We start from the raw sequence: 25187 nt of genomic DNA, 5'->3' as shown, positions 1-25187 counted from the left end.
ATGACAGATTTAGTATCTTTAAAATATTTTATTGTTTTAAATATTTTATTTCTTCTTTTTGGAAGTAGTTGAGAAGGAATTTATTTATTAAAACATTTTAAAAATAAAAAAAATAGTGAAAGTTGAATTGTTAGCAAATTATTTTATTTTTTATTAGTTGTTATTAATATTGGTTTAATTCTGAATGTATTACAACTGTTTTTATTATTTTTAACATCAGATTTTACTTTTAGCAATAATTATTTGCCAGAATGAAGATTATTGTCACAAAAGATTTTTTATGCTATTACAACAGCTATTAGTATTTTTATTTTTATTTTATTCTTTATAATAACTTATTCATATCAATGAAAAACAATTATTTATTTTAATTACCAAACATTAAAAAGTATTTTTAGTGAATATGACTTGAATGATAACCAAGTTAAAGTGTCTATTTTTAACAATATTAGTTTGTTTCAGTTTCTATATAAATATTTAATTTGTAAAACAAATAGTAAATTTTATAATAAAATTATAACTTTTTTTAATTTTAAAATTCAAGAAAATAATGATAATTTACAAATTTTACAAATGAGAATATTACGATTGAAATATTATTCACCCAAAAAAATTAGTTTTTTCTTAACAAAAAAATTAGATTTTCAAAAGTTCTGAATGTGGTTAGTGTTTGAAAAGAATCTTAAGATTACTTTAATTGTTGTTACAACCGTTCAAATTCTTTTGACTTTTTATATTTTTTTATCTGGTATTTTTCAATGAAACATCAAAGAATGGATTGTTTATAATTATAATGGAACAAATTATTCGTTAAACCCTAATAACATTATTTATATTTTGAGTATCCTTACTATTGTTTACTTTATAATTGAGTTTTTGTTGGAAAGTGTTATTTGCTTAATAAATTGGATTAATAAAAATGATAGTGCAATTACAGTCAATTTTTTAAAACTTATCATGTTAATTACTAGTCTTGGGTTATTTAGTTATTTTTTTAGTAGTTTAAATTATTATGTTGAATATTTAAATTTAAAAAATAATAATTTAATTACAAATCCTAGGTTAATTGTTGAGCGATTATTATTTTGATTACAAAAAGATTATATTCTAGGTATGGGATTTTTCTTATTATTTACCTTATTTTTTAGTAGTTTTAGTTTAATCATGGATTACTATACTTTAATTCGAATTACTTTAGGTACAAAAATTGGAAAAGAAATTAGCCATGAATATCATTTTAAGCAATTATTTCAAAAAAAATGTACTAAATAGTTATTATTTACTATTTAATAATTTAAGAGTATAATTACTATATGGGGATGTTCCGGTTTCGACAGGAATGATCTACTAATATTGGCAGTAGTTTAGCAGACTATAATGCTACTAGGTTTGAAGAAACGCAAACAAAAAACAAAAAGAAGACAAAACTGAAATGCCAGCTTTTATGATGAACAATCAATTAGCAGGATCAATGTTAGCAGTTTAATTCCTCGCTGTTAGAGGATTGCTAGTCGTAATAGTAGTTAATTGTAGATTATTAACTATTATCGTATCTTAAGTCTTAATCTAATAGAAATTCTAATTGATAATGTTAGAATTTTGAAAGTCTTATTATCTAGTTATTTAATTAGTTGTCTAATCCTATTATTAAATAATGAAAAAAAGATGATTAGACTAAACTGTAGAAGATATTAGAATGTTATTTGTGGACGCGGGTTCAATTCCCGCCATCTCCACCATTTTTTATTTTTATTAAAAATAAGGTAGAAATTAAAAGAAACTTGTTTTGTCATAAATAAATTATTAGATTCAAGAAATTATTTATGAGAATTTTAGTTTCTTTTTTAAGTTCAAAAATATTTTTAAAAGGAATGATATAATAAAAAAAATACAAGGTTTGTTAAAAGAGGTGGAAGTAAGTGAGTAATATTTTAAATATTATTTTTGTATATTTATTATTTATAATTATTTTTTTCATCATTTATATTTTTACATGAGGTTTAGTGCGTAATTATTTTGTTCGTTTTTCAATTTATTATCAAGTTGTTATTGGTGGTGTTTTTGCAATTTTGGTTATTATTGCCCAAGGATTAATCCCATTTTTTGTGCCACTAAAAACTGGCGAAACCAATACAATGATTGTTATTAATATTTTTCTGCCAATAATAGTTTGTTGAATGATAGGTGTTTTTATTTCTTGCTTTGCCACAATTTTATATACGATTATTATTTTTACTTTTCTTTTTGCAATTTTACCATTTTTAAATAATAATTATTTTTTACCTTTAACAGGTACTCATAATATTATTATGATTTCAGTACTTTATGTTTTAACCCTTCTAATTGTTTTTGTGAGTTGGTATTTTAAATGAACAAAATGAACCAAATGGTCTTTATTGACATTAACAGGATTCATTACGGCTTCAATTATTGTTTTAGCACAATCAAAAAGAATGGCTATGTCAGAAAACTTTGTAAGTGAATTATATGTTTTAGTGTGAATTGCAATGACTTATTTTGCTTATAGTATTTGTGGTATTATTGAATTAATTTATGTTCATGCGATAAAATTACAAAATATTATTGAATATGACCGCAATAGTTATGTTCGTGAGGCTTTAACACATGATGCTATTTATAATTTAATTCATAAGAATAAGATTCGTCGTGGAATTTATTTTACTTTTATGATTAATAATATTGAAAAACTAGACAAATTTCTAAATAGTAATGTTAAAAATAAAATTATTGATCTTATTTCTCATCAAGTTTTTACACTGTGAAAAGAACAAAATGTTTTATTTTTTAAAGCAAGTTTAAATCATTTTGGAATTTTTCTTCCCCTTGATCAAATTGAAAAACCTGATATTAGTAGTATCTTATTGCATAATAAAAGTAAGTTACGACCAGAAACTGATTTGTTAAAACAATTTGAAATTTTATTGCGACAAGTTAATACGACTTTTATTTTAAAAAATTATAAAATAATTGTTAAATTACAAGGATATGCTTCATTATATGGTTTACAATCAAATAATTTAAATAAGTTAAAAGAATATAATATTGCAACAGCAGATAATCGGTTAAATCTTGAATATTCAAATCAAATTATTTTTATTGATCCTGAAAATATTAAAGAATTGTCAAACAAAAAACGTAGTATTTTAGCTTTAAATGAACATATTCAGTTAGAAAAAATTGTTAGTTTATATTCTCCAATTATAAATGTAAATGATGGCCTTACATTAGCATATCATTATAGTAGTAATTTAATTGATGGGGTTGATAGTGATTTAATATTTGGAAAAGATAGTAATACTTTTTGGGGAATTGTACATGAAACAATGCTGGCTCGTTTTAATGCGGCATTAAATATTAAGAATTTTCATAAATTAGATAATTATTTAGAACAAAAATTATTCATTACTTATCCAGCTAGTTTTATTAGTAGTGATCAGTTTAATTTAAAAAAATTTGCAACAAAATTAATTGAATTAAAAGTAAAACCTGGTAATTTAATTTTAACTTTTGATTTAATGGAAACTGGATTTGATTCTGAAAAGTTTAAAAAAAATTTAAATACAATTAAAAATATTGGTATTGAAGTTGCTGTTAAAAATTTTGGAGCAATTGATACGGAATTAAATAGTTTTTACTATTATGAACCTAATTATGCTGTTTTTTCTCCAACAATTATTCGTGAAATGTTTATTCATTTGCATTATCAAAATTTAATTAAAGAATATATTATTTTAGCAGAAAAACTTGATATTATTTTAATTGCACCACAAGTTAATAGTTATTTAGGATATAGTAAATTAAAAGAACTAAAAATTAATTATATGTTTGGTTCATTATTTGGAACTTATGATGAACCACAAAATGAAATTGATAATGAGATAAAAATAGCTTTATTAAAAAACAGTCGGAAAGGATTTAAAGATGAGACTAAGAAATAAACCTTGAGCAACAGAATATATTATGGAGAATCCTACATTTGCAATTCAAAATCCAGAATATTATAAGGGGCAATGGGGAAAAATGATTTTTAAAAATAATAATCCCTTAAATATTGAAATTGGTTCTGGGAAAGGGGATTTTATTATAACATTAGCAAAAAAATATCCAAATCAAAATTTTTTAGCAATCGAACGTTATCCATCAGTTTTAGTTTTAGCTTTAAAAAAAATAATTGCTGAAAATTTATCTAATTTAAAAATAATTGTTTTTGATGCTATTTTTTTACTAGAAATTTTTGCACCTAAAGAAATTAATAAAATATATTTAAATTTCTCTGATCCTTGACCAAAAGTGCGACATGAAAAACGTCGGCTAACAAATAAAATATATTTAGATTTTTATCAAATTATTTTACAAGATAATGGTGAAATTCATTTTAAAACAGATAATGATCAATTATTTACTTATTCATTAGAATCATTTAAAGAAAATAATTGAAAAATTGTTGATTATATAACAAATTTATATCAGAGTCAGTATGTGGAAAATAATGTTCCAACTGAATATGAACGACGCTTTGTTAAACTTGGAAAAAATATTAATTATTTATATGCTCGGAAATAATTATATTAATTTTATTATTACTGGCTCATAAAAGGAAAGTATGGATTTATTCATTAGGTAACGAAAATTGATAGCTAATAGGTTCCGTAAAATTTTAATTGTAAAGTAAAAATGCAAATAGGATAACTTGCCCTTATTAAGTTAATAATATATCTTTTATTAAAAATTGCAACTTTTTTTTAAAAAAAAATAATTTTTTTAAATATAAGTTAATATTTAAGCACGACAAAAAGAAAACTTTGTTACAAATATATAATTCATATTTAAAAAAATTAAATATTAATATTTTTTAAAAATATCTCTTTGGAGGATAATCAACCTAAACTCAGTCGTGGTTTCTCATTAATAATTTTCATAACTTTATTAATTTCTTTTTGACTAATTTGATTAAAATCTGTTCCCTTAGGAAGATATTCTCTAATATCTCTATTCATTCTTTCAACTTTGGGTTTTTGTGTTGGAGTTCCAGCATCACAAAAGTATACATTTGCATTAGTAATCTTTTCAATTTCTTTTCATTTACTAAATTCTTTACCTTGATCAGTTATTATTCCTTTTATGTTTTGTTTATAAAGTTTATTTCTAAAAATACTTTTAATGGCTTTATTAACCTCTTCTGAATTATGGTGGTCTAATTTAAAACAAATCGTATATAAACTTTTTTCTTTTGTAAAAGTTAAGCAAGCAGATTGATGGTCTTTACCTACTATACAGTCCATTTGAAATCAACCAAAAGTACCTTTTTTATGTTCTGCTTCTTCAATAAATCTAATATTAGTTAATTGTCCACGATCATCTTTTTTCTTTTTTGTTTTAAACTTTTTTCCTTTAAATGGTAGTTTTTTCTTAATTTCATTATCTTCTTCATCAAAAACCCCATGTTCAATATATTTATAAAGTGTCACATGTGAAAATGGAAACTTTTCATTATACTTTTTTTCATATTCATAAATAATTAACATTGGTGAATAGCGTCTTTTACTTAAAATTTTTCTTATATGATTTACAACTTTTTTTCTAATTGTAGTATATTTAATAGATTTTTTTCTTTTATTTTTATAATCATCATTTGCTTTTTTAGGATCGTATTCTTCTTTAAGTCTTTTAGCCTCTAATCTAATTGTATTGCGATTTTTATTCATTACTTTTCCTATTTTAGAATAATTAGGTATGCCATTTTTCTTTTTAAATTTTTCGCATTCTAAATACTCTTTTAATTCATGTCTTTCTACTAACTTAAAATGTTTAATTTTTTTTTTTTTTCATAAAACAACCCAGCCCTTTCTATTAAAATAGTTATACATTAAAATTAAAATTTTGTTGACAATTTATTAAAAAATGTTAGGATTGTGATGTAATTTAATACAAGTAGGATTTACTAGCCCTTAATAACTTGTTTAAAAATTACTAAAAATAGAGACTTGAAAAAGTCTTTTTTAATTTATTTTACTTTTTTATATTTTTTTGTAGAATGGTGATGTCAAAAAGAGGTAAAAAAGATGGCAAAAGTAGATAAAAAGTGATGAATAATGGCAAATTTAACAAAAATAAATCAAAAATTAACAAAATTTGATGAATATTGTAAAGAAAATAATATCAAACTTGCCACAAAAGAAGCCTTATTAATCTTTTGTAATTTAGAAGAAGATGAATATAATGACTTAAAAGACACTAATTTATTAGCATTTAATGAACTTAAAATGAAAATAAGAATATTAGAAAATAATATAAAATTACATCTCTTAAACGAAACTAAGGGGGTGTATCAGTAGTATATGCACAGTATTGTGGCCGTAAAAATGAAACTGAAATAAATTATACCCCTATTAATATTAATATACCTGATGGGCGTGATATATAATGGCAATATTAAAAGAATATAGTTATCTTTATAAAATAATAACTAGCTTAATAAATAATACAGAATATATTGCAGATGAAATTAATTTAGCTGGTAGTCGTAAAGCAGGTAAAACATATTCTATTGATGAATTAATAGCATTATTAAGTTGTGTTGTATTAGCAAATAAAGATAAAAAAATAGCAATATATGGTTTTAGATTAAATAGTGCTGATACTGCTGAAATGCAACAAGATATTCAAGATGCATTAGATAAAGTTGAATTAATACTTAACCCTACTAAAAAATGAAAGGTGGTCATTATCAATATAATGCTCGTTTTAATAAACCTACTTGAACATTTCCTAATGGTAGTTTTATTAAATTACAAGGTGCTAGAAAAAGTAATTCATCGCAAGTATTAGGTAAAGGAACAGCAAGAGCAAGTGGTGCTGATTTATGTATTATTTGACTTGAAGAAGCAAATGAATTTAGTAAATCAGAAAAAGAAGCAATTATGCAAGCAGTTCGTGATTATAAAAAATTAATATTAATTACAAGTACTAACCTTGATAGTATTTATCAAGATCATATAGATTATTTAAACAAATTATTACCTTTTAATCGTAAAGAATTAGAAAGTAAAGATGAGCAAATATCTAAATTAGTAGTTCCAGTATTAGATCCTAAAACAGGTCAAAAAGCATATGATAAAAAAATAATTAATCATTATACTAATTATTTAATTAATAAAGATAATTTAAATTATGATGAATTAATAAAATTATATGAATTAAAAGCAGAATGACCTAAAAAATATGATGTATGAGGAATTGGAATGCCTGGAGCATTAGATGGTAGTATTTTTGCTAATTATTTATTTAGTAAATTATACGATTTTGAACCAGTTAATTTTAAAGCAGGTTTAGATTTAGGTTATGCAGATAGTCCATTGGGACATGCAACTCATGCTATTTTAATGGGATTAGATAGATAATATAAAAAAAATGACACCATTAATGGAATATAAACATAGTAATGCTAAAATGATACATAAAGATACAACTAAGATTTTATTTGAAATAGTACACTTTTTTATAACTGCTTCTATAAAATGAGATTATTTACAAGATGGTTTAGATGTAAATGTTGACTATGGAAATGGTGGTTTAGTTTCTATTGATACATTAAACAATATTCGGCGACAATATTATCCTGAGGCTAATTGATTAAGATTTAAACCAGTAGTAAAAGATGCTTGATATAGAACTGATAGAATTGATGCTATAATCATCCTGCTAAATAAGAATTATTTACAAATTAGTCAACGATTAACACCAGAGTTATTTAAGGATATGTTAAAAATGGAATGAAGAAAATCACTTGCAAATAAGTCTACTTATAAATTAGAAGATAATAAATTATTTGATGATGGTTTTGATGCTATGACTTATGCTGTTATGGATATAATGGAATATTTTATTAAAACATTAGATAATCCATTTTTAACAAGTAAACAATTCCGAAAGCGAGGTTAAAATTATGGTATTTTGAAATAAAAATAACTATGTAATTGATTTAGATAAAAAGAATTATAAAGAATATATATTATTTAAGTGAGATAGATTTATGAGTGGATTTACTCATTTATGATGGGCATTACTTTATAATACATTTTTTGCATTAGGTTGAACCTGAGCAGTTAAAAGTGGTGAATTTGATGGTTTTAGTTGAGATAGTATTATGTCATCAAGTAATATTATTGGTTTAGGATTTGGTCATATTACTTTATTAGGTATTCAAGATATTTTAATGTGAATTGGTCGTAAACATAAAATAGATAAAAATATTAAATCACAAGGTAATCATTTAATTAGAAAAAGAAAATTAGGTATTGTATTTATTATTTTAGTGTTAATGCCTTTAATTATTTGATCTATTGGAAGATTAATTATTATCTTTATGTGTAAAGCATATTTAAAAGTAAATGGTAGTTATGAAAGAACTGAAAATAAATTTATTAAAGATTTAGAAATTAAAAAAGTAGATAAAGATACAGCAATATAAACTGTTTCACAATTTGCAGAGAAAATATTGAAAGGAAAAGATTAATTATGGTAAAGAAACAAATTAAAAAAAATATTGAAAAAATACGAATGGATAAAAATATTTGTTGAATGATAATTGATGGTAAAGAGTGTTTTAAAAAAGTAAGTAAAAATTGAAATGGTATTGGTGTTCCTGCGTGTGAAGAACATACTAAAATATTCCAAGAATTAATGAAAGAAACTTATGATTATGGTGTTAATAATCAAAAAGAATATTTTGATCAATATGAAAAAGGTTTTAAAAAGGTATTGAAGAAACTAGAACTGAAATTAATAAAAAATATCTACAAGTTTACAAAAATTAAAATGATGGTATGATGGTGACGATAGTTTTTGAAATTTTCTATAAAAAAATAATGGAGGGATTAAAGTTATGTCAAACTTTAAATATGAATATAAAGAAAATATGACACAAGATGAAATTAATGCTTTATTATAACAAAAAGAAAAACAAGTATTATCTAGTGTCTTACCAAGTGCATAAACTCGTATTAAATCAGAAACTGAAAAAGAATATTTAGAACAAATTAATAATTATCAGTCAAAAATAAAAGAATATGAGTTATCACAAGTACCACAAGAAAATCGTAAATTAGTTGAAGAACTATTAAATAGTGGTAAAGATATGGAATATATTAAAACTAATTTTAAAGATTTAGTTGAAAAAAACCAACATTAGATATGAAAAATTTAATGAATGGTGGGATTCAAATTAAAGATGAAAAAATGTTTATTGAAGAATTATCACAAAAAATAAAAGAAAATTTACAAGATAATCATAATATTCCTATTAATGAAAGAATTAAAAACTTAGTTCAAAAAGAATATCAGAAAGGAAAATAAAATATGGCATCAATTATAGGATTACATGAGGGATTTGTTATTAGTAATGGTGTAGCAAATTTAACAAAAGAAGGACACTTATTATTATCAGCACAAGAAATGCGAGTAAAAGATATTTTATCAAATCCTGATTATTATACTTTTCATCGTTTAACAGCAACAGCACAATCAAGTCCTAATATGGAAAGTGCAGATTATGCAGTTGCAATTTATACAATACCTGAACGATTATTTTATGGTGATTCAGAATGAAACCACGAAAAAGGAAACCCAAAACAAAATCAAAATGCTAAGCGTGGTCGTTTAGTAATTGATCATACTATTGGTTTAAAAACACAATGAAGAATATTTGATTTATCTCGTTTAAAAAATACTGACCCATCATTACGCGGTGAATTAGTAGCAAAATGAACAGGTTCAATTACAGAAAATATGATGTTTAATTTAGAATTATACTTTTTAAAAGGTGTAATTGATAATTATATTGCTAGATCTAAATTTAATAAAGATTATGCTTTTGTTTATGATACAACTAAAATTAAAACTCAACAAAATGCATTAGATTTAATGTATAAATTAGGACATCGTATGACAGATGAAACACGAAAAATTAATGCGTCTCAAATTGGTACAAATACTAGTGATTGAGAAATGATTTGAGAACCACATTCATATTTAGATTTAACACGAGCATATACTCAATTAATTGGTGAAAATATTTCAGCAAATACAATGATGACTGGTACTTTATTCCAAGATAAAGTTTTAGGTTATATGGTTTCTAAATCATTATGATTTGGTCAAAATATTAAACCTTTGCATGGTAAAACATCAGATGGACAATTAGAGATTAATTTACAAGGAATGAATAGAACTCGTGACTTTGATTTATCTATTAATAATAAAATAGAAGCATTGGTTATTCATAGAGATAATGCCGCAATGATTACTATTTTTACTGAAAATATTAGTTATGTAGATAATGATACACAAGAACCTGCATTTACTAGTCGGGCATTATTTTCATTACCTGCTTTAACAAGACCTGAATTAGGTTTTTTAATTGTTAAAGAAATGTTTACAGAACAAGAACAAATGGATGCTATTGCTCGCTTATGAGATAATACAAATCCAACTGGTAATTCATGACAAAAATATAATGAATTTACAGGTGAATGAGAAAATGAATTAACTTATCAATTATTAGATTATGATCCAAATTATAAAGATTTTTATAATCCTGAATTTAAAACTGCAATGCAAAATACTATTAACAATATTAATAATTTAACAGAAGATCAAACTACATTAAATATGGATGTTAAGAAAAAATATTATGAATTCTTTGGAATTACTCCATCTATTTTTGATAAAGCAGAGATTAAAAAATTATTTGATAAAGTATTAGATAAAAATTTAACTACGCCACAAAAACAAAGAATTTTAGTATTTATGCGTTCTGTTATGGTATTAAGTGATGGTAAAAATGATTATCCAATTCAAACAAATTCAGCAGGTATTTATTTACCAGTTAATGAAATTGTAAGTGGTAATATTTATTTACATATTAATGCAGGTATTATTGATAATCAAAATATTAAAGATATTAAAATTAAAATTGCAGTTAAAACAGGATAAAAAATAAAAAACCTAAAAGGGTCTTTTATTTTGTTTAAAGGTTTTTTAATTACATTAATACCTTTTTTAAGTTCTTTATAAATATTTATTGTTTTTGGTTTTGATATTATTTTAGTATGTAAATTTTTATATCCTGTTTTTAAATTAGTAACATATTCTAGCTGTTGATTTAATCAATTTTTATTATCTATAAACTGTTTATTTTTATTTAATTTAGCATCTTTTGTTTGATAAAAATTAGTACTATAACGATTTATTTCTTTATTTAATTCTAATAGGTTTTTATTAATACGACTAGCCTCTTAATTTAACATCACCGCCACCTTTATTTTGTTGTGTATATATTTGTCAATTTACATATTCTCTTAATTCACTGCGTAATCACACATGTAATCACATATTTCAAAATACAGATCCTGCCCCGGTTCCATTTTTACCAGTTGCTGATTTCATTGCTTGTCATACTTGAATATGTACTTTTGGATAAGTATAAGGTCTATATCATCTTTTTTGTTTATCATTATCACTTTGAATTAAAATAGTTAAATTACCTATTAATTTTTGTTTATTAGTTATTTGAAAAAATCCCTTTTTACATCAACTACTAGATAATATAGTTCAATTACTTTCTGTTGGAGTTAATGATTTTACAATTTCTTTATATTTATTTTTATCTAAAAAACTAATATCTTTAAATAATTGTATTTCTAAACTTTTAGGTATTTTTGCTAATAAATCACTTAATATATTTGGGTTTAAATAATATTGAATTTGTGCTAATTGATGTTCAATATCTTTAATACCTTGTAAAATTGCTTTTATTTTAGAATTACCATATTTTTATAATAATTTTATAATTCTTAATGCTATTTTTGGGTTTTCTAAAATACTAGTAATTAATGTTAATAATTTTCACATTTTTTGACACTCTCCTTTTGTTGATTATATAATGGGTGATGACAAAAAGAGGTGTAAAAATGAATAATAAACAAGAAATAAATTTTAATGAATTAATTAATAAGCCTGAATATTTAAATTATTTAGAAACAGGAAAATATAAAATATTACAAGAACAAAAATACTATATTGATATTCCTTGAATTATTGCTAATAGAAAAGCTGCTCCATTAACTATTGGGCAAGGCTTAATGTTTAATTGTGATAATGATGATACACAAGATTGAATAGAAGAATGATATGAAAAAAATTATGTTTATTCCAAACTATATCAAAATGAATTAGCAAATAGTTTATATGGTTGTAGTGTAATGCATTATTAAAAATATAGACTGGCGATTTAACTATTGATGTTGCTCCAATTGGTTCAAATGTTCGTATTGCTAAATATTCAGAAATAGAACAATATGATGAAATGTGAATATTACCTGCTCAATCTGATTATGTGTGATATCAAAGAGTACAATTTTATCCTAGAAAAGCAAAAATAACTTACTATACAGCAAAAGATTTAGAAATTGGAATTTGACAAACTTACGGTGAATTAGAAAGTAAACTAAGATCAGTTTCTAAAATGGAATATGATACTGGGACTGATATATTACCTATTGTTAAATTTACAAATTTACCTAAATTAGTGCATGGTACAAAAACAACAGTAGATGCTACCCCTGATTGTTTACCTGTATTTAATTTAATTAAAGATGTGCAAGATAATATTTATTATAAAAGAATTGAAAGAATTATTAACCGTACTCATTTTATATGACAAAAAGATACTACTCATTCACTTGTTGATAATGGTAAAGGCGATGAAGAATTAGTAAGTGCTGATGCTATTATTACTAGTACAGTTCAACAATATGCTATGACTGGTACTACTGGTGTTGGTTTAATTCATGCTCAACAAAATTATACTGAAATAACTATTGATAGTGATTATTCAATGAAAATGATATTTAATGGTGCTGGTTATGAATATGATAATTTTTCAGGGAATAGTTATACAAATAAAACAGAGAGTTTAATGAATAATAAATTAGATATTTATACTACTTTACAAAAAAGGTCTTTAAGATTGCCAAAATTATATCGTTTATTTGATTATATATTTATACATTATGGTAAATGAGATAACTTAAATGATGATAATTCTAAAAATGACAATATTAGACCTTATACATTAGAATTTATTGATATATCAATTGTTAATGAAATTACACAATCTGAGGTAATTGATCGCCAATTAAATAATAATACTACAACAAATATTAAAGCAATTAAAGATCAACATAAAATTACAAATAAAAAAGCAAGAATAATGTATGAAGAAAGATTAAAAGAAAGAAAAGAACTAGATAAATTAGAAATGAGTTATTTTGATGATAATAACCAAACAAGAGAAGAAGATATTAAAGGAGATATACAATAATGCAAGTACCAAATATTAATAGTATTTTTAAAAACTTAAATGAAAGAATAATGGACAATAGTGTTAGATCTGATTTAACTAAATTAGATATTGATATTAAAAGTAATTATTTCTTTTTTCCATTTATTATTAAAACTGGTTTAGTAAATATTACTGATAAAGGTTTTCAACCTAATAATGTGGAGTACCACAAAACTTTACACAAATGTCACAAATATTTACTGGTAAAGAAGGAATAATAGCACAATGAAAAAATACAATTAAAATTAGATCTAGACATATCCCTGATATTTGAAATTATGATTTTTTCCAAAAAGAAAAAGATTGATTTACTTATTCTTTTGATGATTTTAAAAATAGCTTAACAGATAAAATTAGTTATTTATATATTACTAGTACTGAAAAAAACTTATTTATGAGATGCAACAAAACAAGTTTTTATTAATTCAGAAGAACCTGAAAATAATTATCCAATTAATGATATTTGAGAAAAAATTAATAGTGAAAATGGTTTTAATGTTTATGTCATTAATTTACAAAAAATTAATAAAGCATTAGATAATTTTGCTATTAAAATAAAATTTAAAGGTTATGTTTATAAATGTCATATTGTTAATATTAATGATATTGTTGAATTTTCTAAATTAGGTGGTGAATAATATTTTGGTGAATATAATGATTGATATCTTGATCGTACAATTACCGTTGAAACTACTTATAATTTTCAAAGAGAAGATTTTTTAAGATTTTATTTATTACCTTTACAATCTAACAAAGAAGATGTTGATGATAATTTATTAATGTTTATATCAAATGCTCAACCAAAATATAATGACTTAAATGAATTAGTATATTGAAATATTACTTTTAGTTATGTTAAAGATTATATTAATACTACTGGACAAACTATTCAGAAATTCGTACAATTTTCAGCACCAGGTGAAGGCTATGTTATTCCTAAAATAATATGAGATAAATTAGGTATTCCAAAAGATTATGAAATTAATGAAAAATTTACTGGTGATAATGGTATTAAAAGTATTCAATTAACATTATTAGGTAATAATGGTTTCACTGCACCAGTTATTTTTGGTCACCCTATTGAAAATTTAGGGAAATGAAATGAAAAAGTATATCCTCAAAGAAGATTATTTATTGACGATTTAAAAATGCCAGTAGCGGATAGTTTAACAAAATCATCTAAACCATTAACTACTTATTTATTAACTAATGGCATTCCTGCTATTAATGGTCAATATGATAATTGATTAAAAAGAAAACAAGGTCAATTTAACCAAAAAATTAAAAAGAATTATGAGGGTTATTTGAATACAGATAGAAAATTAACCCAAGCAACTAAACCAAATAATTTAACAGTTAAAGATGTTGCTTTAAATTATAAATATAATAAAATTATTAAAGATTTTGATGTACGAGCAAATGGTTATTTTAAATATAATGTTGATATAGAATATAACACAATTAATCCAAGTAAAAATCGTGGTCAATTAAAAGACATGTTAAATTTATTTAGTGTTATGGTTAATCATATTATTTCATTGCCAGTAGATATAACAGAAAGTATTACATGAACTCAAAGAGATATTCCTATTGTTGGTAAATTTTTAAATGCAATAAGTTTAGGTATTCCTATTTATTGAAAAACTATTGATAATAATACTAATAATTTATATCCAAATATTAAAACTGGAATTCCTTTCTTTATAGGTAAAGCAAACTATACATTTTATGATGAAAGTTATTGACCTATTGTTGAAGATAGTACTAGGCCATCAGCAAAAAATCAAGGTAATACCCCGTTAGATGCTTTTAGATATAATACACAAGATGAGGTAAATGATATAATCGGTGCTAGTGCAAGTAATACAAGTTGGGCATTTACTTTAACTGATAAAATACAAGTATCAAAATGATCTAAAAGTCAAAAAACAGAGATTGAAAAATATGCTTGAATTAGTAGTGTTATGATACCCCAATCATTTAATGATGAAGATAGTATTTATTTAATTAATGAAGAAAGTGTATCATTACCAACAATGGAAACAGGAAAAAATTTATTAACTGATATGGTTGGGAGTAGTAGATATATAATTGATGCAGTTGGTTTTTATAATTTAGGTAAAACAGCATGTCGTATTTATATGTTTTCTGATGATATTGATTTATTTGACCCATATTCAATTATGAGTTATTTTGTTAGTTTACAAACTACATATTTATATAATAATTCAGTTCGTGATTGATTAACTTTTTATTCACTTAGTTATTTAGATTAATATATCGCTGATGATATCGTACACGAATGACCTGTTAAATTACCAGACCCACCACCAAGTATTAATTTCTATCCAGTACAATTAATATTAAACAAAGCAGATAGTAAATTAAATTCTAAAAGTATATGGGCTGTTTATGGTGTTGAACCTGATAACAAATCTTATAATCAAGATGTTTTATTATTTGATTTTGGAACATTTGGTGCGACTGATTGAAAACAAGTTCAAGATAATTATGATAGTTTTACATTTACAAATAATGGAAATGTAAAAATATGAGAAGATGTACAAGGAAATATTATAGACTGATTTATAAAACCATTAAAAACAAGTCATGTTATTAAAATGAAAGATATAACTGAAAATGGAATTATTATATTTGAAAATTTTTATGAGAAAAATTATCCATTTCAAGGATCTGCACAGCATGAATCAGGTTATCATTTTAAAACACAAATTATTTTTTATAATGATGGTGTTAAATTAAAAATGAGAGTAAATTATGAATTATGGGTAATGGAAACCAATCGTTTTACCCTTGGGTCTAGTACAAATGGTAATTTTGAAATTGATACCATTTCTATGGCATATATTAACTTAAAACAAAAATAAGGATAAACCCTATTTTTGTTATTATTATTTAACTTTTACATTACCATCTTGATCAATATCTAAACTGGGCTCTGGTTTATCTAATAAATTTCAACGATAAACTGCTTTAAAATAACCATAATGTAGACTTCACGCAAAATAACGAGACATACCATCATTATCAACTAAACAAATATCTTTTCAATAACCTTGCCCTAATCTTCCTGTTTGAAATAATTGCAGTTCATAATTACTATACTTATCAAGTACTTTATTTTTTTTATAATTATCATACTTAAATTTAATAATTTTTCAATTATCTTCATTTTTTCCTTTTCATACAATATAATATCACTTCTTATCTTCATTATTGAATGGTTTTTCTTGTGGTGCTATTCATTCTAAAATACCATCTTTTGTAATTATGTTATTTTTCTCTTTTAAATCTACTAATTCTTTTTCGCTATATTGTGGTTTATTACAAGCAACTAAACTTGTTGTACTTGTTCCTACTAATGATATTGCACCTAAAATACTTAATAATTTTTTCATTTATATTAACCCTCTTTTTCTGCTACTTTATAACCTATCACATTATATATATATATATGCAAGGGTAAATTAGTTAATAAAAAAATAAAAAAGTGCTAACAATAAGCACTTTTGTTGATATTTTGATAAATAATTATTCATAGAAAAGATTACTACAAATATTTTACAAGAAGGATAAGTAATTTAAATAAATAAATTACTTAGTTAAATTATACAATAAAAATAAAAAATGAAAATAACTGAAAAGTTTACTTGATTTTTCTTAAAATAAAAACAGAGAGCAAAATACTCTCTGTTTTCCCCTTGGCCATTACTGGCATAACTTATAAAAGTTATCTATGTTTCCATAGTTCCTATCCCTAGGATAATTTAATTATAACACTTTTAATTAAATTGTTGATTATTTTTATGTTGATGTTAAGATGATGTCGTAAAATTAAGAAAGGAAGATAAAATATGAGTTATGAAATCTTAGTTGATATTGGGGTTGGTGCTTGTTTTGCAGGTATTTTAGGTTATAAAGGATTGGAACTTTTAATTAAAAAAGTAACTAAAAATAAACTTAAAGAGTCTACAAATAAAGTAGTAGGACAAGAAACATTAGAGGCTATTCATTTAGGTTTAATTCAAACTGCTAATACTTTGGGTCTTGGTAATACAGAATGAGCACAAGTATTAGAAACAAATAAACCTATTAGTGAAGAAGAATTTAATCATATTGTTAAAGTTCAAAGAGCAAAAACATCAATTTCTAAAAAAGATATTAAGTTATCTAATAAAACAATTAAAGTCTAAAAAAGACTTTTTTTGTTTATAATGGTGATACGAAGAGGTGAAATAATTGCAGATATAACAAAATTAGAAAGTTTTAAATTAATAACATTAGAAGAGTTTAAAAATTGAGAGGGTTTTGATAAATTAGTAGCACAATATGGGAAAAAACTTTATGATGATAATATTTCAAATTATTTAATTGAAGGTATTTCAAGAGCAAGTTTACAATTAGATAGTATTTGTGGTTATCGTTTAGAAACGGAGTTTCCATTACTTAATCCAAATAGTGAAATTGATAAAAAACGCATTAATTATGTAAAAATTGCTTGTTGTTTACAAACTCAATATTTAATAAGAACTGGAATTGAATATTCTAGTGGTGGTGAAAATAGTAGCGATGGTGTAGCAAGTTATACATATCCTAGTAATATGAAGATAGAATTTTCCTCTGATGTTATAAGTTTATTAGAAAAAGCAAAGTTTTATAAATCACAAACTATAACTAAAATAAACCCTAATAATTATGGTTTTAAAAATGAATATCATACTTGATTTGGTTGCCCTGATATTAATCATAAAGATAGACCAATTATGTTAAGTGAAGCAGATGCTAAATATATATGAAAAAATATTATTTTTAGATCTAATACTTGATCTATTATTCCTTGGGCAGATACTGAAAAAAGTGGAATATGACAAATTGAAATATCACAAGAATTATTAGCAAAATATATTGATAATTATATAAAGAATGTTTCAATTAAAGTTGATAATAAATCAGTGGTATATAATTATAATAATGAGTTATCAGTTCCTTTTGACAATGAAACTATTTATGAAGAAAATGGTGTTTGAAAAGCAAAACAAAGTGGTGAAATTTCATCGGATGTTATTAAAGATAGTGATTTTAATAAAAATTATATTGAAAAAGTTGATGGTAAATATATTGTAAAAACATCACAAGATATTAATCTTAAACAAGATAAATTAGTAAGTGCACAAATATTAAAAATATTAATGGTAATTCATTATTAGAAAGTGGTGATATATCTATTAGTGTCGGTAATGATTGAGAAGAAGTTGATACTAATGGTTTTGTTAAAGGAGAGACTTTTTATAAAATAAAAGATTTTAATATTAATTTATACAATTATAAAATAATAACCTTTGTTTATAACAATATTGGTGATGAAAATAAATTTGGAGGATTTGTTGAAATAAACGGAAGTAATTTAATTTTACCAGAAAGTTATTTTAATATATTTAACGGTGTTAATGGTACAATAATTTATTTTACAAGAGTAAAAGTAGCAAATGGTGGTATTGTTGCTTATTCTGCATCAAGTCCAAAATTAACTTTAAAAATAAATTCAATTAAAGTTTTTAGAAAAAAAATAACTAATTAAAGTTATTTTTTATTTGTTTTTAAGATAATTAAATTTTTTTCACCATATTTATTGATTAAATATTCTCATTCTCAGGTTGAATTGATATTTACATCTTCAGGGTCTGTACCAGTTATATATTCACCAAAGGGAGTTTTACATGTAATATTACCTTTTTCTGTACGATAACATAAAATATATTTATTCATTTAATTCTTTATCTAAATCTAATAAATAATATTTTTGAACATAAGGTTGATAACAACCATTGTTAATAAATGTATCAATTAATTCTAATGCTTTATCTCTTTGCTCCATATTTTCAAAAGATAATTTATATTTATAATCTGAAAATATTAGTTCATTAGTAAATTTAATACCACTTTTAATTTGTGTTTGATTACTTAAATTAATTCTTTTTCCTTTATATTTAATTCACATTATTATCATCTCCTTTATTGTGACTTATATAAAAATTGATAAGATGTTCTATTCGTTGTAAGTTGGTATATAATTCAGGTAATTCATTTCAAACTTTTTCTTGTTTTTCATTTAAGTAAACATTTATATTACGAATTAATTTTCTTTTCATAAATAATCTCCTTTAAATAAATAATGTAGTTTGAATACTACTTAATCTTTGTTTTGCTAATTTATAATATTTTTCATTAATTTCTATACCAATTCAACGCCGATTTAATTGTTCACAAGCAATAGCAGTTGTTCCGCTTCCTAAAAAACAATCTAATACAGTATCACCAGGCTGAGAATGCTTAAATAATTGCTCTTTAATCATTTCAATAGGTTTAACTGTCGGATGATTAATATTTTCATCTTTACCAATGGGGTAATAATATACAGTTTTACAATTTTCATAAGTTTTAGTATATTTAGCTCCTGTTTCAAAAATTCATAAGCAATATTCAGTATCCTTGTAATAAGGATTATTCCTTGGAATAGGATTAGTTTTAATTCACTTTAATAAATATCATCTTCACTTATTTTTACAAATAATAGGTAAATATTGATAAATTTGCTCAATATTTAATCAAATTAAGCAATTCATAAATTTTGTTATTCTTTTAAATTCGTTTAAATATTTTTCATATTCAATATGTTTAGTTGATTTAATACTAACTAAACCAAGTGCATTTTTAACAATATATTTTCCTACAGAATTATCTTTTTTTACATTTAATTTATTTTGTTTTTTCCTTATACTTTCATAAAAATATGGTGGATCAGTTAAAATTAAATCAATACTTTTATTAGGAATAGTTTTTAATATTTCTAAACTGTCACCATGTATTAATTCACCTAAATTAGTTTTCATAGTTAATCACCATAATTAGCAATAATAATGGCATCTCGTAAATGATTACTAATTTTGTCATTATTATATTCTCAACCTTTACCATATTGATAAGTTAAATTACTATCAATTCTCCAATAAATTTTATTTCCACAATAATTACTTTCATTTTCTATATTTTTAACAATTGATTTAGTATGTCTTGGTGATACTCAATTATATTTGACATTAAAACTACCCTTAATTGCATCCAATAATCGTAATAAATCATCTCTATCTTTTGAGCCACTGGCATTTGTATATAAACAATCTTCAATATTAATAAATACACTGGGTGTAATCGATAATTTAGTTAATATAATATGATAAATAAATTTATTGTGTTTTTCTCAATCTTTATTTGTAAATTCTTGTTTTTCAATTAATTTATTATCTTCGTAAACAACAATACCTGTAGTACCAATACCTGACGGGTCAATACCTATTTTTATTATGCGTATACATCCTCATCATTGTTATTATTAGCTACTGGTACTACATTTGAAATATCTTCTTCTTTTACTACATTATCGTTTGTGTACGCTATTTAATCATTACATGGGGTATTTATATTATTTGATAATGGTTCATGGCTCATATACTCCTGATTTTTAGCGATATTACTATCATTATTAATATAAATCTTTTCATCATTAGTTGTAATAACTGCTTGATCTGATTTATATGCTTGTTGTAATTCAACTGACATAATACCCCATCTTCGTAACAAACTAGTTAATACTGTTTTTAATGCCATTTCATCAAAAGTAGCAATATAAAATGATTTATTTTTAGCATAAGTTTTATAATATTTCATAAAATGATTTTCCATTTGTTCTTTGGTCATATATAGTGTTTTTTCAAAACCATTAACCATTTTAAAATATGCTACATAACCTATAATTGGTAATTTTTCTCGTTCATCTTCATTTTGTATTCAATTAAAACTAGTTCCTTTTAAACGATCATAATTTATTAATTCACCATCTTTGACATCAGATACTGACATATCTAAATATTAACCGCTTCTTTGGGCTAATTGAATATAATTTTTATAACCCATTTGAAATTGTGCTTGATTAACTCATTCTTGTATTTCGCGACCATTAATAATTCTTGTTATTTTAGTGTTATATGGAACAACATAAGCATAACCAAATTGTCTTTCTATTGGTAAATTTAATAACACCCATTGATAACAAGCAGTCATAATTGTTTTTGGATCTGCTTTTTGTAATAATTCATTACTATTTGATATTGCAACTATATTACTTTTAAATCTTGCAATTTCATTTTCATTTGAAAATTTACCTTTAATTCAATTAGTAGCTGTGTCAGTTCTTAAAAATTCTACTATATTTGCTATTTTATTTAACTCCTTTATTTATTTTAAATTTAATACCCTTAATTACAATTAATTTAGTATCTGTATTTGTATCTCATTGTGCTTTAATTATGTTTTTAACTAACTTTTCATCAACAATTAAATATTTAATTAATTGTTTTAATTCATATTGATTAGCATTTTCTAAAAAATTATTATCAATTCCTAAAATATCAATATCTTTGATTAATAATTTTTCTTTAATAAAATTAATACCAACTTTTTTTAATTGTTTTGGTTCTAATGATTTATCAATTTCAGCTACTTTTTCCATAACTCTAACTTGTTCATCTTGTATTTGATCTATATCTAACCCCATATCAACAGTTAAATTATTTTCTTTCTCAATTAATTCTTGTTTTTTAATTCTTGTTCTTTTAAAAACTCTTGTTGTTTTTGTTTGCGAGCTTGTATCAAATTATTATTAATTTCAACTCTGTATCTTTCAATATAATTTCTATAATTAGTAATTATTTTACCAATTCTATTATGCTAATCTAATAATTTTTGAACAGGTCCTAATCATTCTTTAAAAACAAAATTATTTTTAGTAATAGCACTTGGAATATCTTTTAAATGAACATCTTGATAATCATTTAATGCATAATAATTAATATGTCTAAAAATATACTAAGTTAATTCTTGTTTATTTTCTTCTTTAATTTTTTGAACATTATACGCTAGAAGACTTTCATTTTTAAAATCCGCTCCGTTTAAAGGAAATTGAAATGTAATATTATTTACTGTATTTTTTACAATATCACTCATTATTTATCCTCCTTATTAGATAATTTGTCATATTTTGAACTGTCAACTAATATTCAATCGATAGAACCTGTTGAATATGGATTTTTGTAAAAATCTTCTTTATATAATTGTTGTTGTTTTAATTCTTCAAGTTCTTTTTTAAGTTTTTCGTTTTCTTCTTTAAGTTTGTTAAATTTAATTGATTCTGTTATATTCATTTTAAATTTCCTCCAAATTCATATCCATAATTAAATTATCAATATATTCATAAGCACTATCTTCTGAATAGCAATAATCTTCTAATGCAATGTTAAATAAATCATCTTCGGTATAAACTTTGCCATCTTCATCTTTTCACATATTATTCACATCATTTTCATTTAATATTTTCACTTTCTAAATCAATAATTACTGTTGGATAATACTTTTCATTTTTAGCAGTTATTTTTGCTTCTTCAAAAGTATAAAATGAATATGTAGTTAAATATTCATTTTTAATAATTAATAAGTATCTTTTAGTCATAATTTATTCCTCCGAATTCTTTTTATTTATAATTAAATTTTCTAATTGATAAATTTTTAATCAATGTTCTTCACATAATATAATTTCTTTTTTATAATCTAAATTTCACTCTAATTTATCACCAATTTTTTCAATATAATTATTTCCAAAATAAGCATTTTTATTATTACAATTAATTTTTTGACATTTCATAGGTTAGTTTCTCCGAATTCTTTTTACCTAATGCTTACTGTTCATCAGTCATATCTTCAAATGATACGGGATAAGCACGTAGCATTAATTCTTGTAATTTGTTTTCTTGATTATTACATTCTTTATGAAAACAATAACCTCAATATCTTTGTTTAAGACAAGTTTTATTTAACTTTTTCATATAAACCTCCTATTTTTAACTCGCTTGGCACTTTCACTTGGAAGTGAGTGCCAAGCGAGAATTAGTTATATAATTATTTATCTATTTATTTACTACGCCATCCGCTTCACTGGGTGAACGGTGGCGGTGTTAACATTTACAATTAACTACAAAGTACTACAATGTTCTACATTTTGTAATTGTTTGTAAATTTGTTACGCCGTGTATATACACCTCTTCATCCGCACCATTTCAGGTCAAAACGTTCAGTTTTTAAAATAAATTCACTTGCACCTTGAAGAGCCTAATGCTATACGCAAATTTATTTATAAAGTGCCCATCTCTATTTTTATTGTCGTTTGATGTTGATCCTGCACTTATCACGACTATCGCTTTTAAAACAAAGTGCCTATTATTTCCAGACTTACATTACCGTTGGGCTAGACCGCCATGTGGAATAAAAACACTTAGTTATTAAAAATAACCGTCCCACGCTGCATTAAATTAAGTTATTGTTAAAATTTAAGTTTTAAGAACCCATTTTTTCAATCAAAGATAATTTTTGAATTTTCTATTTTTTGATAAAACCGATTTTGTTTTTTATTTTTTGTCCGATTTAATAAATCTTTATGTTTTTTACAAGTTCATAAAACTTTATTTGATAAAAATTCTTCGGTAATGAATGATATTGTTTTATAACAATCATTAACATCACATATTTTTTGTTGTTTAATTATAATTACCTCACTTTCAAATTATTTTTTAGAGTTAATTTTTAAATAAAAAAATCAACCCAATAAGGGTCGATTTTTTTTGTCCTATTTCATCGTTTATTCTACAATTTTTCCCAATAATGTAGGCGTAACAGTTATGAGCAGCGTTTGGCTGTTGATTTGTTTTAATAAATTCAAGTGCATCATGTTCGGAAGTAACTTTTTGCAATAAACAAAGGAAGCGTGATTTTTTAATATTTATTTCATTAATAATTAATTTAGTTTCTTTTAGTTCTTGCAAGTTTTTCACCTTCCTTTTTATCTTTATTTTATCTTCATTATATTATCTTTTTTTCCTTTTTTTGATATAATTATTTTGCAAAAAACCGAAATTAATAATTTACTATAATAAGAGGTAAATAGGAGAAATGGGAATGTGAATAAAATACGCAGTTGGTTGAGGAGAGTTTTTTGATAATGAGATTAAAAAACCGTATTTTAAACAATTGTTAAAGAATATTGATAGTGAATATCAAAATAAACTTTGTTACCCTGCAAAAACAGATATTTTTCGTTTATTTACATTAATTGAGCCTAATGATATTAAAGTTGTTATTATTGGACAAGATCCATATCATGGTCCAGACCAAGCAAATGGTTTAGCTTTTAGTGTTAATGATGGTATTAAAACTCCACCAAGTTTAGTCAATATTTTTCATGAATTAAAAAAAGACTTAGGTGTTGATCATTATGTTAGTGGTAATTTAGACCATTGAGCTAAAAAAGGTGTTTTTCTATATAATACAATTGGAAGTGTTGTTGCCAAAACGCCTTTAAGTCATAAAGATATTGGTTGAACTAATTTTAGTCAAAATTTGATTATTTATTTAAATGAGATTCGTAATGATATTGTATATGTTTTATGAGGCAATTATGCAAAACAGTATGGTGAATATATTTTGAATAAAAGTAATATTATTAAGGGAGCACATCCATCACCTTTTAGTTACAATTTATTTAAGGATCAACAATTTTTTGTAAAAATTAACGATTTACTTTTAAAAAATAAAAAAAACATAATTGATTGAAAAATGTAATGTATAATTTATATATGTA

Annotated in this window: 36 protein-coding genes, 1 other RNA gene and 1 pseudogene; 21 read left to right on the top strand and 17 right to left on the bottom strand. The window is 23.5% G+C overall.

All coding sequences use genetic code 4. The features are described from left to right. From ABNT63_RS10875 to trmB, 4 genes are all read left to right on the top strand, one after another. On the top strand, positions 1-1272 hold the full coding sequence (locus ABNT63_RS10875) for a hypothetical protein (RefSeq protein ID WP_348735777.1): 1272 nt from the start codon (positions 1-3) through the stop codon (positions 1270-1272). A gap of 43 nt (positions 1273-1315) precedes the next feature. Beyond that, positions 1316-1739, top strand: a transfer-messenger RNA (tmRNA) gene (gene ssrA / locus ABNT63_RS10870). Between the two features lie 180 nt (positions 1740-1919). Next, complete coding sequence (locus ABNT63_RS10865; RefSeq protein ID WP_348735776.1) at positions 1920-3959, top strand: EAL domain-containing protein; 2040 nt, start codon at positions 1920-1922, stop codon at positions 3957-3959. Continuing rightward, entirely contained in the window at positions 3943-4584 is a 642-nt protein-coding gene (gene trmB / locus ABNT63_RS10860) for a tRNA (guanosine(46)-N7)-methyltransferase TrmB (RefSeq protein WP_348735775.1), read from the top strand. Before ABNT63_RS10865 ends, trmB begins: the two co-directional genes overlap by 17 nt. A 272-nt stretch (positions 4585-4856) precedes the next feature. Here trmB and ABNT63_RS10855 read toward each other — a convergent pair whose 3' ends face one another. Beyond that, entirely contained in the window at positions 4857-5888 is a 1032-nt protein-coding gene (locus ABNT63_RS10855) for an IS30 family transposase (RefSeq protein ID WP_348735774.1), read from the bottom strand. A 195-nt stretch (positions 5889-6083) separates the two neighbouring features. Here ABNT63_RS10855 and ABNT63_RS10850 point away from each other — a divergent pair, with 195 nt between their 5' ends. The 8 genes from ABNT63_RS10850 to ABNT63_RS10815 all read left to right on the top strand — a co-directional run bounded on the left by ABNT63_RS10850 (position 6084) and on the right by ABNT63_RS10815 (position 11013). After that, a complete protein-coding gene (locus ABNT63_RS10850; RefSeq protein WP_348735773.1) occupies positions 6084-6356 on the top strand; it encodes a hypothetical protein in 273 nt (90 codons plus the stop codon). Between the two features lie 88 nt (positions 6357-6444). Beyond that, positions 6445-6849 carry a hypothetical protein gene (locus tag ABNT63_RS10845; RefSeq protein ID WP_348735772.1) on the top strand — a complete coding sequence of 135 codons (405 nt, stop codon included), beginning with the start codon at positions 6445-6447 and terminating at the stop codon, positions 6847-6849. Further along, positions 6732-7421 carry a hypothetical protein gene (locus tag ABNT63_RS10840; RefSeq protein WP_348735771.1) on the top strand — a complete coding sequence of 230 codons (690 nt, stop codon included), beginning with the start codon at positions 6732-6734 and terminating at the stop codon, positions 7419-7421. The genes ABNT63_RS10845 and ABNT63_RS10840 overlap by 118 nt, the downstream gene beginning before the upstream one ends. A 10-nt stretch (positions 7422-7431) precedes the next feature. Next, a complete protein-coding gene (locus ABNT63_RS10835) occupies positions 7432-7962 on the top strand; it encodes a hypothetical protein (RefSeq protein ID WP_348735770.1) in 531 nt (176 codons plus the stop codon). Positions 7963-7966: 4 nt separating this feature from the next. Then, positions 7967-8491 (top strand): hypothetical protein, encoded by a 525-nt coding sequence (locus ABNT63_RS10830; RefSeq protein WP_348735769.1) that lies wholly within the window; start codon positions 7967-7969, stop codon positions 8489-8491. A gap of 47 nt (positions 8492-8538) precedes the next feature. Further along, complete coding sequence (locus ABNT63_RS10825; protein WP_348735768.1) at positions 8539-8862, top strand: hypothetical protein; 324 nt, start codon at positions 8539-8541, stop codon at positions 8860-8862. Positions 8863-9213: 351 nt separating this feature from the next. Beyond that, complete coding sequence (locus tag ABNT63_RS10820; protein ID WP_348735767.1) at positions 9214-9375, top strand: hypothetical protein; 162 nt, start codon at positions 9214-9216, stop codon at positions 9373-9375. 3 nt (positions 9376-9378) lie between these two features. Next, positions 9379-11013 (top strand): hypothetical protein, encoded by a 1635-nt coding sequence (locus tag ABNT63_RS10815; protein WP_348735766.1) that lies wholly within the window; start codon positions 9379-9381, stop codon positions 11011-11013. A 294-nt stretch (positions 11014-11307) separates the two neighbouring features. On the opposite strand, the gene ABNT63_RS10810 is transcribed toward ABNT63_RS10815, so the two are convergent. Next, complete coding sequence (locus ABNT63_RS10810; protein ID WP_348735765.1) at positions 11308-11466, bottom strand: hypothetical protein; 159 nt, start codon at positions 11464-11466, stop codon at positions 11308-11310. 524 nt (positions 11467-11990) lie between these two features. Here ABNT63_RS10810 and ABNT63_RS10805 point away from each other — a divergent pair. The 6 genes from ABNT63_RS10805 to ABNT63_RS10780 all read left to right on the top strand — a co-directional run bounded on the left by ABNT63_RS10805 (position 11991) and on the right by ABNT63_RS10780 (position 16311). Then, positions 11991-12293 carry a hypothetical protein gene (locus tag ABNT63_RS10805; RefSeq protein WP_348735764.1) on the top strand — a complete coding sequence of 101 codons (303 nt, stop codon included), beginning with the start codon at positions 11991-11993 and terminating at the stop codon, positions 12291-12293. A 92-nt stretch (positions 12294-12385) separates the two neighbouring features. Then, positions 12386-13402, top strand: coding sequence for a hypothetical protein (locus ABNT63_RS10800; protein ID WP_348735763.1), 1017 nt, complete (start codon positions 12386-12388; stop codon positions 13400-13402). Beyond that, positions 13402-13641, top strand: a complete 240-nt coding sequence (locus ABNT63_RS10795; RefSeq protein WP_348735762.1) for a hypothetical protein — start codon at positions 13402-13404, stop codon at positions 13639-13641. The genes ABNT63_RS10800 and ABNT63_RS10795 overlap by 1 nt, the downstream gene beginning before the upstream one ends. After that, positions 13608-13847, top strand: coding sequence for a hypothetical protein (locus tag ABNT63_RS10790; protein ID WP_348735761.1), 240 nt, complete (start codon positions 13608-13610; stop codon positions 13845-13847). The genes ABNT63_RS10795 and ABNT63_RS10790 overlap by 34 nt, the downstream gene beginning before the upstream one ends. Positions 13848-14202: 355 nt before the next feature. Continuing rightward, the gene (locus ABNT63_RS10785; protein WP_348735760.1) at positions 14203-15699 is read left to right on the top strand and encodes a hypothetical protein; all 1497 of its coding nucleotides are present in this window, start codon (positions 14203-14205) and stop codon (positions 15697-15699) included. Positions 15700-16044: 345 nt separating this feature from the next. Then, the gene (locus ABNT63_RS10780; RefSeq protein WP_348735759.1) at positions 16045-16311 is read left to right on the top strand and encodes a hypothetical protein; all 267 of its coding nucleotides are present in this window, start codon (positions 16045-16047) and stop codon (positions 16309-16311) included. 24 nt (positions 16312-16335) lie between these two features. Here the strand turns inward: ABNT63_RS10780 and ABNT63_RS10775 are convergent, their stop codons facing one another. Then, positions 16336-16842 (bottom strand): lipoprotein, encoded by a 507-nt coding sequence (locus tag ABNT63_RS10775; protein WP_348735758.1) that lies wholly within the window; start codon positions 16840-16842, stop codon positions 16336-16338. A 456-nt stretch (positions 16843-17298) separates the two neighbouring features. Between ABNT63_RS10775 and ABNT63_RS10770 the strand changes: the two genes are divergently transcribed. Together ABNT63_RS10770 and ABNT63_RS10765 are read left to right on the top strand one after the other, a co-directional pair. Then, positions 17299-17637: a hypothetical protein gene (locus ABNT63_RS10770; RefSeq protein ID WP_348735757.1), complete on the top strand. Its 339-nt coding sequence runs from the start codon at positions 17299-17301 to the stop codon at positions 17635-17637. Between the two features lie 21 nt (positions 17638-17658). Further along, entirely contained in the window at positions 17659-18651 is a 993-nt protein-coding gene (locus ABNT63_RS10765) for a hypothetical protein (RefSeq protein WP_348735756.1), read from the top strand. 373 nt (positions 18652-19024) lie between these two features. Here ABNT63_RS10765 and ABNT63_RS10760 read toward each other — a convergent pair whose 3' ends face one another. The 14 genes and pseudogenes from ABNT63_RS10760 to ABNT63_RS10695 form a co-directional block, all read right to left on the bottom strand. Further along, entirely contained in the window at positions 19025-19210 is a 186-nt protein-coding gene (locus tag ABNT63_RS10760) for a hypothetical protein (RefSeq protein WP_348735755.1), read from the bottom strand. Beyond that, a complete protein-coding gene (locus tag ABNT63_RS10755) occupies positions 19203-19442 on the bottom strand; it encodes a hypothetical protein (RefSeq protein ID WP_348735754.1) in 240 nt (79 codons plus the stop codon). The genes ABNT63_RS10760 and ABNT63_RS10755 overlap by 8 nt, the downstream gene beginning before the upstream one ends. Continuing rightward, on the bottom strand, positions 19432-19593 hold the full coding sequence (locus ABNT63_RS10750) for a hypothetical protein (protein ID WP_348735753.1): 162 nt from the start codon (positions 19591-19593) through the stop codon (positions 19432-19434). The genes ABNT63_RS10755 and ABNT63_RS10750 overlap by 11 nt, the downstream gene beginning before the upstream one ends. 12 nt (positions 19594-19605) lie before the next feature. Beyond that, complete coding sequence (locus ABNT63_RS10745; protein WP_348735752.1) at positions 19606-20334, bottom strand: DNA-methyltransferase; 729 nt, start codon at positions 20332-20334, stop codon at positions 19606-19608. 2 nt (positions 20335-20336) lie between these two features. Then, complete coding sequence (locus ABNT63_RS10740) at positions 20337-20567, bottom strand: hypothetical protein (protein ID WP_348735751.1); 231 nt, start codon at positions 20565-20567, stop codon at positions 20337-20339. Positions 20568-20899: 332 nt separating this feature from the next. Further along, positions 20900-21589: pseudogene (locus ABNT63_RS10735) on the bottom strand (recombinase RecT). A gap of 130 nt (positions 21590-21719) precedes the next feature. Then, positions 21720-22055, bottom strand: a complete 336-nt coding sequence (locus ABNT63_RS10730) for a hypothetical protein (RefSeq protein ID WP_348735750.1) — start codon at positions 22053-22055, stop codon at positions 21720-21722. A gap of 311 nt (positions 22056-22366) precedes the next feature. Beyond that, complete coding sequence (locus ABNT63_RS10725) at positions 22367-22504, bottom strand: hypothetical protein (RefSeq protein ID WP_348735749.1); 138 nt, start codon at positions 22502-22504, stop codon at positions 22367-22369. Beyond that, on the bottom strand, positions 22504-22701 hold the full coding sequence (locus ABNT63_RS10720; RefSeq protein ID WP_348735687.1) for a hypothetical protein: 198 nt from the start codon (positions 22699-22701) through the stop codon (positions 22504-22506). Before ABNT63_RS10720 ends, ABNT63_RS10725 begins: the two co-directional genes overlap by 1 nt. A 1-nt stretch (position 22702) precedes the next feature. Beyond that, positions 22703-22852, bottom strand: a complete 150-nt coding sequence (locus ABNT63_RS10715) for a hypothetical protein (RefSeq protein WP_348735748.1) — start codon at positions 22850-22852, stop codon at positions 22703-22705. After that, entirely contained in the window at positions 22845-23006 is a 162-nt protein-coding gene (locus ABNT63_RS10710) for a hypothetical protein (RefSeq protein WP_348735688.1), read from the bottom strand. The genes ABNT63_RS10715 and ABNT63_RS10710 overlap by 8 nt, the downstream gene beginning before the upstream one ends. Before the next feature lie 3 nt (positions 23007-23009). Continuing rightward, positions 23010-23198 carry a hypothetical protein gene (locus ABNT63_RS10705; protein WP_348735747.1) on the bottom strand — a complete coding sequence of 63 codons (189 nt, stop codon included), beginning with the start codon at positions 23196-23198 and terminating at the stop codon, positions 23010-23012. Between the two features lie 34 nt (positions 23199-23232). Next, entirely contained in the window at positions 23233-23379 is a 147-nt protein-coding gene (locus tag ABNT63_RS10700; protein WP_348735746.1) for a hypothetical protein, read from the bottom strand. 747 nt (positions 23380-24126) lie between these two features. After that, positions 24127-24372 (bottom strand): YigZ family protein, encoded by a 246-nt coding sequence (locus ABNT63_RS10695; RefSeq protein WP_348735745.1) that lies wholly within the window; start codon positions 24370-24372, stop codon positions 24127-24129. 133 nt (positions 24373-24505) lie between these two features. Between ABNT63_RS10695 and ABNT63_RS10690 the strand changes: the two genes are divergently transcribed. Next, positions 24506-25168: a uracil-DNA glycosylase gene (locus ABNT63_RS10690; RefSeq protein WP_348735744.1), complete on the top strand. Its 663-nt coding sequence runs from the start codon at positions 24506-24508 to the stop codon at positions 25166-25168. Positions 25169-25187 lie beyond the last annotated feature (19 nt).

This window comes from Spiroplasma endosymbiont of Ammophila pubescens (assembly GCF_964020965.1).
Classification (GTDB): domain Bacteria; phylum Bacillota_I; class Bacilli_A; order Mycoplasmatales; family Mycoplasmataceae; genus Spiroplasma.
Note: the sequence above shows the minus strand (reverse complement) of the source record. Positions and strands in the feature narration are given on the sequence as shown.